16 protein-coding genes are annotated in these 14,774 nt (G+C 71.3%); 11 read left to right on the top strand and 5 right to left on the bottom strand.

What is annotated here, in order from left to right:
- Together ABEA43_RS27545 and ABEA43_RS27540 are read right to left on the bottom strand one after the other, a co-directional pair.
- Nucleotides 1-1,137: a peptidoglycan-binding protein gene (locus ABEA43_RS27545; RefSeq protein WP_345566217.1), complete on the bottom strand. Its 1,137-nt coding sequence runs from the start codon at nucleotides 1,135-1,137 to the stop codon at nucleotides 1-3.
- On the bottom strand, nucleotides 1,137-1,661 hold the full coding sequence (locus ABEA43_RS27540; protein ID WP_345566215.1) for a hypothetical protein: 525 nt from the start codon (nucleotides 1,659-1,661) through the stop codon (nucleotides 1,137-1,139). Before ABEA43_RS27540 ends, ABEA43_RS27545 begins: the two co-directional genes overlap by 1 nt.
- Before the next feature lie 180 nt (nucleotides 1,662-1,841).
- Between ABEA43_RS27540 and ABEA43_RS27535 the strand changes: the two genes are divergently transcribed.
- The gene (locus ABEA43_RS27535) at nucleotides 1,842-3,407 is read left to right on the top strand and encodes an alpha/beta fold hydrolase (RefSeq protein ID WP_345566214.1); all 1,566 of its coding nucleotides are present in this window, start codon (nucleotides 1,842-1,844) and stop codon (nucleotides 3,405-3,407) included.
- Nucleotides 3,408-3,453: 46 nt separating this feature from the next.
- Here the strand turns inward: ABEA43_RS27535 and ABEA43_RS27530 are convergent, their stop codons facing one another.
- On the bottom strand, nucleotides 3,454-4,101 hold the full coding sequence (locus ABEA43_RS27530) for a carboxymuconolactone decarboxylase family protein (protein WP_345566212.1): 648 nt from the start codon (nucleotides 4,099-4,101) through the stop codon (nucleotides 3,454-3,456).
- Between the two features lie 9 nt (nucleotides 4,102-4,110).
- The gene (locus tag ABEA43_RS27525) at nucleotides 4,111-5,256 is read right to left on the bottom strand and encodes a serine hydrolase domain-containing protein (protein ID WP_345566210.1); all 1,146 of its coding nucleotides are present in this window, start codon (nucleotides 5,254-5,256) and stop codon (nucleotides 4,111-4,113) included.
- Between the two features lie 143 nt (nucleotides 5,257-5,399).
- Between ABEA43_RS27525 and sigJ the strand changes: the two genes are divergently transcribed.
- From sigJ to ABEA43_RS27505, 4 genes are all read left to right on the top strand, one after another.
- Nucleotides 5,400-6,287 carry an RNA polymerase sigma factor SigJ gene (gene sigJ / locus ABEA43_RS27520; protein WP_345566208.1) on the top strand — a complete coding sequence of 296 codons (888 nt, stop codon included), beginning with the start codon at nucleotides 5,400-5,402 and terminating at the stop codon, nucleotides 6,285-6,287.
- 229 nt (nucleotides 6,288-6,516) lie between these two features.
- Nucleotides 6,517-6,654: a hypothetical protein gene (locus ABEA43_RS27515; protein ID WP_345566207.1), complete on the top strand. Its 138-nt coding sequence runs from the start codon at nucleotides 6,517-6,519 to the stop codon at nucleotides 6,652-6,654.
- Nucleotides 6,655-6,661: 7 nt separating this feature from the next.
- Nucleotides 6,662-8,143, top strand: a complete 1,482-nt coding sequence (locus ABEA43_RS27510) for an MFS transporter (RefSeq protein WP_345566205.1) — start codon at nucleotides 6,662-6,664, stop codon at nucleotides 8,141-8,143.
- Nucleotides 8,140-8,586: a MarR family winged helix-turn-helix transcriptional regulator gene (locus ABEA43_RS27505; RefSeq protein WP_345566204.1), complete on the top strand. Its 447-nt coding sequence runs from the start codon at nucleotides 8,140-8,142 to the stop codon at nucleotides 8,584-8,586. The genes ABEA43_RS27510 and ABEA43_RS27505 overlap by 4 nt, the downstream gene beginning before the upstream one ends.
- A 13-nt stretch (nucleotides 8,587-8,599) precedes the next feature.
- Here the strand turns inward: ABEA43_RS27505 and ABEA43_RS27500 are convergent, their stop codons facing one another.
- Complete coding sequence (locus ABEA43_RS27500; protein WP_345566202.1) at nucleotides 8,600-9,439, bottom strand: helix-turn-helix domain-containing protein; 840 nt, start codon at nucleotides 9,437-9,439, stop codon at nucleotides 8,600-8,602.
- 134 nt (nucleotides 9,440-9,573) lie between these two features.
- Here ABEA43_RS27500 and ABEA43_RS27495 point away from each other — a divergent pair, with 134 nt between their 5' ends.
- The 6 genes from ABEA43_RS27495 (at nucleotide 9,574) to ABEA43_RS27470 (ending at nucleotide 14,767) form a co-directional block, all read left to right on the top strand.
- Nucleotides 9,574-10,521: an alpha/beta hydrolase gene (locus ABEA43_RS27495; RefSeq protein ID WP_345566201.1), complete on the top strand. Its 948-nt coding sequence runs from the start codon at nucleotides 9,574-9,576 to the stop codon at nucleotides 10,519-10,521.
- Nucleotides 10,522-10,600: 79 nt separating this feature from the next.
- Complete coding sequence (locus ABEA43_RS27490; RefSeq protein WP_345566200.1) at nucleotides 10,601-11,446, top strand: alpha/beta fold hydrolase; 846 nt, start codon at nucleotides 10,601-10,603, stop codon at nucleotides 11,444-11,446.
- 290 nt (nucleotides 11,447-11,736) lie between these two features.
- Complete coding sequence (locus tag ABEA43_RS27485) at nucleotides 11,737-12,939, top strand: amidohydrolase family protein (protein WP_345566198.1); 1,203 nt, start codon at nucleotides 11,737-11,739, stop codon at nucleotides 12,937-12,939.
- Between the two features lie 65 nt (nucleotides 12,940-13,004).
- The gene (locus ABEA43_RS27480; RefSeq protein WP_345566196.1) at nucleotides 13,005-13,895 is read left to right on the top strand and encodes an SseB family protein; all 891 of its coding nucleotides are present in this window, start codon (nucleotides 13,005-13,007) and stop codon (nucleotides 13,893-13,895) included.
- The gene (locus ABEA43_RS27475; protein ID WP_345566194.1) at nucleotides 13,892-14,296 is read left to right on the top strand and encodes a hypothetical protein; all 405 of its coding nucleotides are present in this window, start codon (nucleotides 13,892-13,894) and stop codon (nucleotides 14,294-14,296) included. Before ABEA43_RS27480 ends, ABEA43_RS27475 begins: the two co-directional genes overlap by 4 nt.
- 126 nt (nucleotides 14,297-14,422) lie before the next feature.
- On the top strand, nucleotides 14,423-14,767 hold the full coding sequence (locus ABEA43_RS27470; RefSeq protein WP_345566192.1) for a hypothetical protein: 345 nt from the start codon (nucleotides 14,423-14,425) through the stop codon (nucleotides 14,765-14,767).
- The last annotated feature ends 7 nt before the right edge of the window (nucleotides 14,768-14,774 follow it).

Genomic DNA, 14,774 nt, shown 5'->3' with positions numbered 1-14,774 from the left:
TCACTTCGGCATCCCGACGGTCATGCCCTCGGTGAGCCCGTCCCCGGAGACCTCGACCCGGCCTCCGGCGAACAAGCCCGTCTCAATCACGACATATCGGGACTTGCTGCTTTCTATGATCTCCAGGCCGTACCCGCCCTCCTTCAGCGCCACGAGCGCCGCGACCGGCACGGTCAGCACGTTCTTCCGCTGGGAGGCCGTGAACGTCACGTCCACCGACGCCTTGTCCAGCCCCTTGGCCGCCTTGCTGTCGCCGATCGAGACCAGCACCTCCACCCGCGTCTCCGGGTCGCTCTGCCCCTCCCCTGGCACGATGACCGTGGCCACCTCGGTGACCTTGCCGTTCACGCTCTTGCCGCCCGGCAGTGTGACCTCGACCTTCGCGCCCTTCTTGGCCATCCGCTGGTCTTCGGCGTCGAGCTGTACCGTGACCACCTTGGACGTGCCGGTGTAGGTGAGGACCTTTTGGCCGGGCGCGGCCGGCTGGCCCTTCTCGGCGTCGAGGCTCTCCACGCGGACCCTGCCCGGGGCGAAGACGACGCGGCCCAGCTCGACCACGCCGGTCTCGTCCAGACCGCGATCATCCTGCCATTCCTTGACGGCCTCGGCCGTGTCCCAGGTGTACTCGTCGTCGACCGTGAAGCCGTCGTAGCCGAGCTTGCGCAGGTTGCGTTCCAGGCTCTCGACGTCCTTGCCCTCCACGCCGTTCTTGAGGTCGCGGTAGGCGGGCGTCGAGCCGTACATGAGCATGACCGGCTCATTGTCCACCCGGTACAGCGACCTGCCGCGGGTGATCGTCGCGCCGCTGCCGGGCAGCCAGGTGACCGTGCCGGGCTGCCGGCTCACGGCCGTGGTCACCGGGCCGTAACCGAGCTCGCCGTCGGCGTCCCTGGTGTCGTTCAGGGTCTGCTTGGTCACCGTCGTGGTGACCTGAGGCAGGGCGCCGGCCGGCGCGGCCGGGCCCGCGCCGCCTTCGAGCAGGCCCGCGCCGTTCACCGCGAGGAACCCGCCGCCCGCTGCCGCCGCCACGATCAGGAGCCCGGCCACCAGCTTGCCGCGGTGGCGGCGCTGCCGGGGCGGCGTGGCCTTCGGCTCCGCTGTGCCGTCGGTGGTCACCCGGTCTTTCACCTGCCCCATCAAGAACCTTCCGGGGCGGCCTCAGCGGACTGCTTCTGGCACTTCTCCTCCGCGGCCTTGAAGTCGGGGTCCTCGCCGGCCTCCTTGGTGATGCGCATCATGCCGCCCTCGGGGTCGGGGTAGCTCTCGACGCCGTTGTCGCGCATGCACTGGGCCAGCTTGCGCAGGTTCTCGGCCATCTTGGGGTCGTTGCGGACCCGTTGCTGGCCGTCCGGCGCGTACTGCTTGCAGGCGGCCTGGGCGGCCTTGACCTTGTCCTCCGGCGCGTCGAACGTCATCGCCATCTTGCCGCTGGAGTCGGGGTCCGGCATGTCGATGCCGTTCTCGCGCATGCATTGGGCGTACTTGAGCGCCTTCTCCTGCGAGTCCGCGCTCGGCTGGGCGCCGGCCGAGGCCTGCTTCCCTGCGCCGCCGCTCGCCGACGCCACGTCCGCTCCGCCCGCGCCGCCGGAACCGCAGCCGGTCAGAAGCAGCGTGAGCGCGAACGGTGCCGTGACCAGCGCGCTGAGAACTCGTCCTCGCATGAACATCTCCTCCGTCGAATGAACATCGTTCGAGCAGAGATCAATATGGCAACGCGTGCATATGGGACGGATATGGTCCGCCGATCGGCCGCCCATCGGTAGAAGCGGTCACCCTCGAAGTCCCGCCAGGAAAAAGTGGTCGGCCATGACGACCACGCATCAGAGAGCGAGGTCTCAGCAGTGGGACGTAAGAGAACGATGGGCGTGGCCGGCGCGATGCTGGCGTTGAGCATCCCGGCCCCCGCGAGCGCCGCCGAGCAGGCCGGCCCAGGCGCGAGCGCCATCGCGAAAGCCGATATGTCGTCCGTTCAGTGGAAATCCTGCCCGTCCTACTCCGATGAGGTGATCCAGAGCCTGCGCGTGACGCGGGAGCAGCTTCCGGCCTTCCGCACCCAGATGAAGCGCCTGGAGTGCGGGACGGTCAGCGTCCCGCTGGACCATCGCGACCCCACCGGCCGGGAGATCGACATCGCGGTGACCCGGCTGGCCGCCACCGACCAGGCCCACCGGCTCGGCGCCCTGGCGGTCCTGCCGGGAGGGCCTGGCCAGAGCGGCTACCTGGACCCGGTCCGTACCGTGCTCAACAAGGAGATGGCGCGGCTCAACGGGCGGTACGACATCATCGGCTTCGACCCGCGCGGGGTGGGCTACAGCACCAAGGTCGCCTGCCCCCTCTCGCAGGGGAGCCCGCAGGAGCCGGGCGCGGTGACCAAGCGGGCGGCCAGGAAGATGTACGACGCCCAGGTCGCCGCCAACCAGAAGTGCGGACGCTCCGATCCCGCCTTCCTCGGCCGGCTCACCACCGACAACGTGGCCGAGGATCTGGACCTGGTGCGGGGCGCACTCGGCGAGCGCGAGCTCAACCTGCTCGGCCTGTCCTGGGGCACTTCTCTGGGCATGGTGTATCGCAGCCTGTTCCCCGAACGGACCGGGCGAGCCTTCCTGGACAGCACCGCGCCGCCGTGGACCGATCTCATGAGGCACACCGAGGGCAGCGCGCAGGCGGCCGAGCGGAACTTCGGGCGCATGGCCGCCTGGCTGGCCCGCCGCAAGGAGGCGTACGGTCTCGGCGCGACCGCCCGGCAGGTGCGCGAGCAGGTGGCGAAACTGGTCCGCGACTACGACAAGAACCCCAGGACCTACACCGACCTGCCCAGACCTGTCGACGGCTCGGCCGTCGCCGACCTGGCCAAGCGCGTCTCGACCGACTGGCCGCGCGCGGGCAAGGCCCTGTCCGAACTGCGGACGGCGACCGGCGCCACCGCCCCGCCCACCGTCAAGGAGCTCCTCGGCGGCGGTCAGATGACGGGGGCGCCCCTGCCCGGCGCGCCGGAAACGCTGAACATGACCATGAACTGGGCGGTCAAGTGCAACGAGGACGGCAGCCGGCCCGGCTTCACCACCGCCTGGCGCGCCTACCAGCAGCTCGTCAAGCGCCAGCCGGCGACCGGCCGGCCCTGGGGGCTGGGGGGTGCCATGTGCCAGGGCTGGCCACTGCCCGTGCAGCGGCCCACGCTGAAGCGGGGCAGCGGGTCGCTGGTGCTGTCCGGGCATCTGCATGAGTTCATGTCCGCCTACGACTGGACGCTGCAGACCCGGCGCGCCGTCGGCGGCACCGTCTACACGGTCGCCGACGACGTGCACGTCTCTGCCATCCGGGTGCCCGAGTGCGCCGCCGATGTGGTGACGTACTTCGAGACGGGCCGGATCGACAGAGGGTGCGAGGGCGTCGGGATTCCGGATTGACGCCTGATCTACCGGGCCGGACGGGGCTGGCCCTGCTCAGCGGTGTCTACTGCCTCCATTGCTCCGCCGGCGACGTCCCCGGCAGCGGCTTGCCGATGAGGGCCAGCGGGAGGAAGAAGCAGACCTGGCCGATGGCCATGACGAGCGTGGTGAGCGCCTTGTCGTCGTACTGCTCGGACGCCCTCGCGTACAGCTCGTCGGGGACGCGCTCGCCGGACGGGTTCGGGGTGAGGACGGATTCGACCAGTTCCAGGGCGATGCGTTCGGCATCGGTGAAGTAGGGCGCGTCCCGCCAGGAGGCCACGGCGGTGATGCTCTCCTCGGCCGTGCCGGCCTTACGGAGGTCGCGGGTGTGCAGGACGATGAGGTACGTGTTGCCGACGATCTGGCCCGCGCGCAGCTGCAGCAGGCTGATGGTGGTCTGCGGGATCGTCCCGTTGCCTGTCGCCTTGTACAGGGCGCCGCCGATGTCCTTGAGCTCGGGGATGAGCACGGAGGGGTTGGGCAGGCGCGACTCGGTGGTGGTCATGATGGGGATGTCCCTTCTGGGTGTCGAACGGTGGATCGCTGCTCTGACGGATCGCATGGCGCGAAGGTGACCGATGGAGCGGTCGGCTCCATCCGGCCAGGACGGCCAGGACGGGGGCAGGGCGAGGCCGGTCTTCGCAGGACGGGTGGCGGTGTGCGTGCTCATGTGAGGTCCTCAGGAGGTGGTGGCGTCGTGCAGCGCGGCGGCGAGGCGGTCGTGTTCGGGGTAGGACCAGCCGAAGCCGAAGCGGCGCCGGGTGTAGCCGAAGGCGATGCCCCTGACCGGGTCGGCGAAGGCCTCCGAGCCGGCCGAGCCGTCGTGGCCGAACGCGTTCGCGCTGAGGAACGGGTAGCGCAGGCCCTTGGCCTGGAAGCCGAGCGCGTAGTTGCCCTGGTCGCCGCGGACGAGATCGGCGCCGATGGAGTGCGGCTGGGCGAACTCGGCGAGGGTATCCGGCTTGAGCAGCGGCGGCTGCCCGTCGAGGCCCCAGACGGCCGCCGCGTACAGGCCGGCCAGGCCGCGCGCGCTGCCCACGCCGCCGGCCGACGCCTGGCCGTTCGCGCGGACGGCCCGGGTGTTGGCGAACGCCGCCTGGTCCAGCGGTGGCGTGCTGTTGAGCCCGTACGCGATGCCGAGGATGCTGTGCGGGCCGGGAACGTTCGACCAGAACGCGCCCTCCTGCTCCGGCGTGGCCGTCCACCATTGGATCGGCCGGAACCGTTCCTCTTCGGCCTCGGGCAACCCCAGGTAGAGATCCAGCCCGTACGGGGTCCGGATGCGCTCGTCGTAGACCTGCTGCAGCGACTGCCCGGTCACCCGCCGGATCACCTCGCCCGCCATGGCGAACGTGACGAACCCGCCGTAACCGTAGGCCGAGCCCGGCCGCCAGTACGGGCGCTGCGCGGCCAGGCGGCGGGCGATCACCGCGTCGTCGGCCAGTTCGGCCGCCGACAGCCCGCCGTCGACGCCGATGACGCCGCAGCGGTGAGTCAGCACGTCCCGCAGCGTGATCGTGTCCTTGCCGGCGGCGGCGAACTCCGGCCAGCACCGGGCCACCGGCTCGTCGAGATCGAGGACCCCCTCCTGCGTCAGCAGCGCCGCCACCAGCGTCGCGGCACCCTTGGTGGAGGAGTAGACGCCGGTCAGCGTGTCGCCGCTCACCTCGTCCCCGGCCCACAGGTCGGCCACCCGCCGGCCGTGCGCGTAGGCGCTCAGCTGCGCGCCCACCTGGCCGTCCTGCTCGGCCACCACCGCGGCGAACGTCTCGCGCACCTGCTCGAAGCCGTCCGCGACCGTTCCGTGGACATCCGTCCTGCTCATCGTCGGCAACCCTTCGTGAGTGAGTGTCGGTCTCCGACATGACGGATGGTCCGGAGGGAAGGTGACCGGCTGCGTTCGCGGTCACCTTTCACCGGTTTGCTGCGTCAGCGCTCTGACGTGGTTGAGATGAGAGGAAGACGACCGTGACGCCCCATGACTTCCTGGCCGAGCAGTTCCAGGGGCATCGTCCCCATCTGAACGCGGTCGCCTACCGCATGCTCGGCTCACTGAGCGAGGCCGAGGACGCGGTCCAGGAGGCCTGGCTGCGGCTGGCGCGTTCGGACTCGGGTGACATCGACAATCTCGGTGGCTGGCTGACCACCGTGGTCGGCCGGGTGTGCCTGGACATGCTCCGCGCCCGCAAGTCCAGGCGTGAGGAGTCGCTGGAGGAGCGCCTGCCCGATCCGGTGATCAGCCGTGCCGATGCCGCCGATCCGGAGCAGGAAGTGCTGCTGGCCGACTCGGTGGGCCTGGCGCTGCTGGTGGTGCTGGAGTCCCTGACCCCGGCCGAACGGCTGGCGTTCGTGCTCCATGACATGTTCGGCCTGCCGTTCGAGCAGATCGCGCCCATCGTGGACCGCACCCCCGTGGCAGCCAAGAAGCTCGCCAGCCGCGCGCGCCGGCGCGTCCGCGGCGCGGCCCCGAACCCCGACCCCGACCTGGCCGATCAGCGCCGGGTGGTGGACGCGTTCCTCGCCGCCGCCCGCAGCGGCGACTTCGCCGCGCTGATGTCCATCCTCGACCCCGACGTGGTGCTGCGCGCCGACGGCGGGGTGCTCACCGGCGGCATGAAGGTCCTCCGCGGCGCGGCGGCCGTGGCCGGGCAGCTCGCCACGTTCCAGCGCATGGCCATCAGCGCCGCCACCCACCCGGCCCTCGTCAACGGCCTCGCCGGCCTGGTCAACACCATCGATGACCAGCTCATCTCCGTCATGAACTTCACCATTTCCGACGGCAGGATCGCCACATTCGACATCCTGTCCGACCCCGACCGGCTGGCCCAGCTCGACCTCACCCGCCTGGAGCCGTGAACCCCGGCCCTGCCTCCGGACATGTGCACCGCTCAAAGGAGTTGAGGACCGCCGAACCCCGTGTTACACACGACGGCTGGTCAGATCGGGACGGGGCGGTGCATCGCGTGGCACGGGCGGCAAAGGAGAACCAAACAGGGCGGAGGGGCTGGCCGCTGCTGGCGGCCAGGCGCTGCAAGCGGACGCCGAAGGGTCGGACGCCAAGGACCACTGGTTCGCACGGACCGGGATGATCCGGGAGACGGGCGCCGCCGGTGGGGCGCTGCTCGCGGGCGCCCTGCTCACCATCGAAGGCGGCGCCCGCGACGTCGTACCGGAAAGCTCAGCGATGACCGGCATTGGCCAGTTTTTAGTTATGCGAATATAATCGTTATATGCATATAACCAGACGGGCGCCCGCCCCACCTTCGTCCGCTTCCGTGCTCAGCCCCCGCCGGCGGATGCTCGTCCTGGCCATCTGCTGCATGAGCCTGTTCATCGTCGGCCTGGACAACACGATCGTGAACATCGCGCTGCCCGCCATCCGCCGCGACCTGAACGCCTCCGTCTCCGGCCTGCAGTGGATCATCGCCGCCTACACGGTGGTGCTGGCGAGCCTGCTCATGCTGGCCGGCTCGACCGGGGACCGGGTCGGGCGCCGCCGCACGTTCCAGGCGGGCTTGTCGCTGTTCACGCTCGGCTCGCTCATGTGCTCGCTCGCGCCCAGCCTCGGCTGGCTGATCGCGGCGCGGGCGCTGCAGGCCGTCGGCGGCTCCATGCTCAACCCGGTCGCCATGTCGATCATCACGAACACCTTCACCGAGCCGCGCGAGCGGGCGCGGGCCATCGGTGTGTGGGGCGGCGTGGTCGGCGTCAGCATGGCGCTGGGCCCGCTGGTCGGCGGCTCGCTGGTGGGGTCGGTCGGCTGGCAGGCGATCTTCTGGATCAACATCCCGGTGGGGCTGGCCGCGTTCGTGCTGTGCGCGCTGTTCGTGCCGGAGTCGCGCGCGCCGCGCCCCCGCCGGGTGGACCCCGTCGGGCAGGTGCTGGTCATCGTGCTGCTGGCCACCCTGACGTACGCCTTCATCGAGGCGCCGGAGGCCGGATGGGGGTCGCCGCGGACGCTGGGCTGCTTCGCGGTCGCGGCGCTGGCGCTGGCCTGCTTGGCGCCGTACGAGCTGCGCCGCGCCGAGCCCCTGATCGACCTGCGCTTCTTCCGTAGCGCGCCGTTCACGGGGGCCACCGTCATCGCCGTGTGCGGCTTCGCCGCGCTGGGCGGGTTCCTGTTCGTCAACACCCTCTACCTGCAGGACGTGCTGGGCCTGTCCGCCCTGCACGCCGGGCTCTACACGCTGCCCATGGCCGGGCTGACCGTGCTCTGCGCGCCCTTGTCCGGGCGGATCGTCGGGAACGCCGGACCTCGCGTCCCGCTGCTCGTGGCCGGGGCCACCATGGCGGCCAGCGGCCTGATCTTGACGGGGCTGTCGGCGGACACCCCGGTCTGGCGGCTCATGGCCGCGTACGTGCTGTTCGGGCTGGGCTTCGGCATGCTGAACGCGCCGATCACCAACACCGCCGTGTCCGGCATGCCGCGTACGCAGGCCGGGGTGGCCGCGGCCGTGGCCTCCACCAGCCGCCAGATCGGCCAGTCGCTCGGCGTCGCGGTCATCGGCTCGCTGGTCACCTCCGCGGTGGCGGGACCGTTCGCGACCGGGTTCCCCGCGGCCAGCCACGTCGGCTGGTGGATCATCGCCGCGTGCGGGCTGGCGATCGTCCTGCTCGGTATCCTGACCACGACCGGCAGGGCCCGCCGCAGCGCCGCCCGCACCGCCGAACGGCTCGCCCACGCTCCCGACAGAATGGCGTACGCCCCATGAGCGACACCCCCGACCAGGAGGCGGTGGCCCGCGTCTGGGCCGCCATGTACGACCTCGTCCTGCGGCAGGAGGACCGCCGCAAGGAGGTGGCCGAGACGCTCGGCATGAGCTTCTTCCGGGTCAAGGCGTTGCGCCGCCTGCTCGCCGGGCCGATGACCATGCGGGAGCTGACCGCCGAGCTGTCCACCGACAAGCCGTACACCACGCTGATGGTGGACGACCTGGAGCAGCGCGGCTACGTGACCCGCAGCGTCTCCCCCGACGACCGCCGTAGCAAGATCGTCGCCCTCACCCCGGCGGGGACGGCCGTCGCGGAGGAAGGTGAGCGCATCCTGGCCCGACCGCCGCGCTCCCTGCTCGCCCTGGACCCTGGCGACCTGGCCGCCCTCGACCGCATCATGGCCAGGCTCCGCACCCCTGAGGCGTCCGCGCTACGGTCGTGAGCCCCGCGCCGGCCTACGACGCGGAGACCCGGGCGGCGAGGACGCGCAAGCCGTCATGGGAGGGTGTGCCGGGCTCGGCGGTCAAGATGACCAGCTGCTGGTCGGGGTCGGCGGTGCAGGTGAGGTTGGACCAGTCGAGGGTGAGATCGCCGGCGATCGGATGGCGTAGTGACTTGTCGCCCGTGCCCCGGATCGCGACGTGGTGGGCGCCCCACCACTGCCGGAAGTCCTGGTCCCGCGCCGACAGCTCGGCCACCAGCTCGGTCAGCCGTGGATCTTGGGCGTCCCGGGCGGCCTCCATACGGAGTTGCGCCACGCAGGACCTGGCCACGTGGTCCCAGTCCGGATACAGCGTTCTGAAGGCCGGGTCGGTGAAGACCAGCCGGACGAAATTCCGCTGCTCCTCCGGGATTCCCGCGAAGTCGGTGAACAGAGCGGCGGCCATGGGGTTCCACGCGAGAATGTCCGTGCGCCGGCCCAGGACCACGGCCGGGGTGGTGGCGAGGTCGTCCAGCAACCTCCGCAACTGGGGCAGGACTCGCTGTCCCGCCCGCCCGCGCGGCCGGGCGGCGTCCTTGCCGGACAGCTCGAACAAGTAGACGCGTTCGTCGTCGCTGAGCTGCAGGACGCGGGCGATGGCGTCCAGCACGGGTTCGGAGGCCTGCCGGCGCCCCTGCTCCAGGCGGGTGTAGTAGTCGGTGCTGATCGAGGCCAGCATGGCCACTTCCTCCCGGCGCAGGCCCTTGACGCGGCGCCTGCCGGTGCCGGGCTGCCCGGCCGCGGCGGGGCTCAGCTCCCTCCGCCGCGCCTTGAGGAAGTCGCCCAGCTCGCTGGGGAGCGCGTTCCTGCTCATAACCCGATTCTCCCAGCGAAGGGGGGCCGAACGTGTCCCAGGACACGAGTCGCCCCTTTTCCGGCCCGGTGGCGTGTGTGAGTCTCGGTGCCGATCGCCGAAATTCCGTACCTGCGCCGAGAAGAACCGAGGACATGAAGACGAACACCAGCTTCACCAGCAACAACCTCGCCCTCGCCGGGACCCTGTTCACCCCTGACGACCACACCGGCGGCCCGCTGCCGGCGATCGTCGTCTCCCACCCGGGGGGTGGGGTGAAGGAGCAGACCGCGAGCGTGTACGCCGAGCGCCTGTCCCGCGCCGGTTTCGCCGCGCTCGTCTTCGACGCCGCCCACCAGGGCGAGAGCGAAGGCGAGCCGCGGGGCCTGGAGAACCCTTTTCAGCGCGCCGAGGACGTCAAGTCCGCCGTGAGCCACCTGACCACCCGCGACGACATCGACCCGGCCCGCATCGGCGCTCTGGGCATCTGCGCCTCCGGCGGCTACGTCCCCTATGCCGCGCAGACCGACCACCGCATCAAGGCCGTGGCCACCGTCAGCGCCGTGGACATGGGCGGGGTGTTCCGCGACGGGCTCGGCCGCACGCAGAGCCCGGAGGTGCTCACGGCCATGCTCGACCAGGCCGGCGCCCTGCGCACCGCGGAGGCACGGGGCGCGGCCCCGCGGATGGAGCCGTGGATTCCCGACAATGCGGAAGACCTGCTGGAGACCGCTTCCACCCAGTTCCGGGAGACCTGGGAGTATTACTGCACGCCGCGCGGCCTGCACCCCCGCGCGAACAACGGATGGGTGCTGCGCAGCATCGACCAGATCGCGCAGTACGCCTCGTACGCGATGATCCACCTCATCTCCCCCCGGCCCCTGCTGATGATCGTCGGCTCCGAGGCGGAGACCGCCTACTTCAGTCGCGAGGCGATCGAGCAGGCGGCGGAGCCGAAGGAGCTGTTCGTCATCGACGGCGCCACCCACATCGGCCTGTACGACAAGGACCAGTACGTCACCCCGGCGGTCGCCAGGCTCGCCGGCTTCTTCGGCGAGCACCTGACCAGCGGTGAGGCTGTCCCTACCACCGTCCGGGGGTGACCTTCATGGTGTCCTCCACCGGGCGTGGCCACACTGATCAAGAAAGTTGGCCAAGCGCCCGATTGACCGGAGGATCCCCATGCGTGTCCAGGTGAACGGCACATCCCTGTACGTGGACGTCGAAGGCGCGGCCCTGGAGCCGGACGGCTACACGATGCGCGAGAAACCGACCCTCCTGCTGCTGCACGGCGGCCCCGGCCACGACCATTCGATCTTCAAGCCCGCCTACGGCCGGCTGGCCGACCTGGCCCAGATCGTCTACGTCGACCAGCGCGGCAACGGCCGCAGCCAGGACTCCGACCCCGCCACCTGGAACCTCGACCAGTGGGGCGACGACGTGCGCGCCCTGTGCGACACGCTCGGCATCGTCAAGCCGATCGTCCTGGGCTGGTCCTGGGGCGGGGCCGTGGCCATGAGCTACGCCTCCCGCCACCCCGATCACCCGGCCAAGCTGATTCTGCAGAGCACCGTCGCCCGCTGGGAGCTGGACCGGATCGTCGAAGGCTTCCGCGCCGAGGCGGGCGAGGAGGCCGCCACGGCCGCCAAGGCGTTCCTCACCGAGGGAACCCCGGAGACGTTCGCCGCCTTCGGGCAGCACTGCGCCCCCGCCTACAGCCCCGACCCGGGCTTCCCCGCGGAATCCGACATCCAGGCCATGGCCCGCATGATCCCGAACCTCGGGCTCACCATGAGCTTCATGTCCACCGCCCGGTTCGACCTGACGGCGCGCCTGGCGTCGATCCGGTGCCCGGCGCTCGTCGTGGCGGGGGCCCGCGACCCCATCACGCCGCTGTCCACGGCACGGGAGATCGTGGAGGGGCTGCCGGGGGCGCGCCTGGAGGTGTTCGAACGCTCCGGCCACTTCATCCCCGACACCGAGGGCGAGCGGTTCTTCTCCCTGCTGCGCTCCTTCATCACCGGCTGACCCGGCGCCATGACGTACCTGCCGGTCGGTGAGCCGCTGCGCGCGCGGCTCATCGCACTGATCGAGGTCATCCGCGCCCAGGGCGAGCGGACCGGCCCGCGACCGACCCGGGGGTGACAGTGGATCGCGCGGACCGCCGGCGGATCATGATCGCCAGTGACGTCTGCAGGGCGTCGCTGCCAGCCGCCGTGAGATCGCTTCGAGATGCGGCGAAACGAGCGGATCCGGGGAACTCATTCCCGCGCGGGCGAGTCCTTCTCTAGGACGGCTGATGGGAAAGGTGGTCGACCATGCTGGCAATTCGCGTGCCGCGCGTCTTCGACGGTGAGCGGCTGATCGGTGGCCGCACGGTGCTGGTGGACGACGGCCGGATCGCCGGCGTGGAGGCTCATGACGCGGCGTTGCCCGGCGACGTGCCGGTGCGGGATTTTCCCGGCTGCACGCTGCTTCCCGGCCTGATCGACGCCCATGTGCACCTGTGCGCCGACAGCGGCCCGAGGGCTCTCGACCGGCTGGCTCCCGGCGAGGACGACGCTCCTGACGACGACGCGCTGACCGGCGTGATCGAGGGCTCGCTGCGCGCCCAGCTCGCCGCGGGCGTGACCGCCGTACGGGACCTGGGCGATCGGCGCGGCGCCGTGCCGGCCTGGCGGAACGGCGCCAAGCACGCCGCGGACCTGCCCGCCGTCGTGGCGTCCGGGCCGCCCGTCACCAGCGTCCGCGGGCATTGCTGGTACCTCGGCGGCGAGGCGCGCGGCGAGCGCGAGATGCGCGAGGCGGTGCGGCGGCTGGCCGAGTCGGGGGCCGACGTCGTGAAGGTGATGGCCAGCGGCGGGGTGCTGACGCCCGGCACCGACACGATGAATCCCCAGCTCACCGATGCCGAGCTCGCCGCCGTCGTCGCGGAGTCGCGGGCGCTCGGCCTGCCCGTCACCGCCCACGCCCACGCGCTGACCGCGGTCGAGCAGGCGATCCGGGCCGGAGTGGACGGCATCGAGCACTGCACCTGCCTGACCCCCGATGGCGTGCGGATCAGCGACGAGCTGCTGGCCGCGCTGTCCGGCAGCGGGATCTTCGTCTGCGCCACGCTGGGGCACGACCCCGGTGTGTTCGTGCCGCCGGCCGTTCAGGAGATGGCGGCGCGTGCGGGCGTCACCGTGGAGGCGCTCGAACAGGGCGTCCGGCGGCTGTACGAGGGCGGCGTACGGCTGGTGGCGGGCGCCGACTCGGGGATAGGCCCCGCGAAACCGCACGGCATCCTGCCCAGGACCATCGCCGAGTACGTGCAAGCGGGCCTGCCCGCGGCCACCGCGCTCGCCGCCGCCACGTCGGTCGCCGCCGAGGCGTGCGGCCTGGCCACCCGCAAGGGCCGGATCCGGCCCGGCCACGACGCCGATCTGCTGCTGGTCGAGGGGGACCCCGTCGAGGACCCGTCCGCGCTGCGCCACCTCCGAGCACTCTTCCTGGCCGGCCGGCCGCACCCCCTCCCCTGAGCCCACCGCGACGCTTCAGACCTGGTTGAGCACACGCAGGCGGTCACGTTCGGCAGACTGAGCGGATGAGGTCGAGTGATCATCTACCCGGCACGCCGTTCGAGGAGCGGCTGTGGGCGGCGCATGCGGACGGGCAGTCGGCGCTGTGCCTGAGCCTGTTGCGCGACGCCGACCTGGCGCTGCCGATCAGCCCCGCCGCCGCGGCCGGGACCGAGGCCCCCGCGTGGGCGACGGCGGCCGGCCCCGAGCGGACCTGGCTGCTCGCCTACACCTCCGTCGCGGCGATGCGGCTGGCCACCGGCAGAGTGGCGGCGCACTGCCGGGTCGTCACGCTGGTCGAGCTGGCCGCCGGGTGGCCGGATCCGCGGTGGGGGCTGGCGGTCAATCCCGGGCTGGAGGCGTCGTTCCTGCTGGAGTCCGGTACGGTGGCCCGGCTGGCGGTGCCCACGCTGGTCCAGGATCTCCTGCTGGATCCCGGGTCGGGGGTGCCCGCGGTGCAGAAGCTGCTCTCCCCCGCCGACGTCCACGCGCTGCTGACCGGCGGTGAGCCGCGCGTCTCCGGCTACTGCCATCACGCGCTGGACGTCTCGCACATCGCGACGCCCTCCGTGCTCGCCGCGGCGCTCGGCCAGTCCGACATGGTGACCGAGGACGGCTCGCTGAACATCCTGCGCTGGCGCCCCGCCGGCCTCGGCCTCTACCGCACTCCGTACGGCGGGACGGACGAGGCAGGCAGGGCCGCGGTGGCGGGCTGGGTGGTGGAGGAGCCGCCGTTCGTCGGGATGGGCCTGGTGCCCAGCGTCGATCACGTCATCCGCGAGTACAAGGTGTACGGGGTGGGCCTGCCGCACGGCGCGGAGATCTGGGAGCTCACCGCGGCGGGGACCGAGCATCGGCGCGCGATGTACCACGGCGACCTGCGCAGGTGGCTGCTGATCGGGATGAGGGCGCGATGAGCCTGCACTTCTACCGGGCCCGGTGGCAGGGCTCGGACTACGTGGCCAGTCCCGAGCCGCACGCCCTGGAGCTGTGGGTACGGCTGCGCAGCCCCGACCCTGCGGACGGTTTCGAGGAGGTCGAGCCCGGCTGCCACGTACGCACCGTGCCCGCGGCGGAGTGCTCGGCCCTGCACTTCGTGACGACGGAGTGCTCCTGGCGGGGCGAACGGTTCCAGGTGCACGACGAGCGGGACGGGCGGCTGCTGATCGAGTATCTGGGCGGGTCCGCGCCCGCCGCCCTGGAGCTGGGGCTGGAACGGGTCGAGCGCGGCGTCTACCGCATCTGGGCCCCCCGGGAGGAGATCACCGAGATGGCTGAACGAGCCGTGTCACTGAATGTCGAGAATGAACACTTTTGAGCCAGCACTTGTCTGCTGATGTTCATGTGACGGAAACTAGCCAGTAACACAGGAGGGGCGTAAGAGGCAGGTTCGTCCCACCCTGGGCTTTCTGGCATGGTTCGCCGATCAGGTGGGAGGCAGGCAGTGAGGCTCTGGGACGGCACGCAGATCGTCAAGCCCGTCGTCGACCGGGCCACCTCCGAGTGGTCCGCGATGGCCGAGGACCTCGAACGGGAGCTCGCGGTCCTGGTCAACCAGGTCAAGGAGGCGCTCGCGACCGCTCCGTGGGGCGGCGGCGCCGAGGGCGCGGCGTTCAGGGCGGCCCATTTCCGCAACGGCGGCCCGGACCGGATGCTCACCCAGTGCGGCGAGCTCTCCAAGGGGATCACCGAGGCCGGGGCCATGGTGTGCAAGGCCGTCGACAACACCCTGCAGACGGACGCCGACATCAAGCGCGACCTCGCCGCCGGGTTGAGGGTGGAGATCTGAGGCCCGG

It is taken from the genome of Nonomuraea rosea (genome assembly GCF_039539705.1).
GTDB lineage: Bacteria > Actinomycetota > Actinomycetes > Streptosporangiales > Streptosporangiaceae > Nonomuraea > Nonomuraea rosea.
This window is presented reverse-complemented; position numbering and strand designations above follow the sequence as displayed.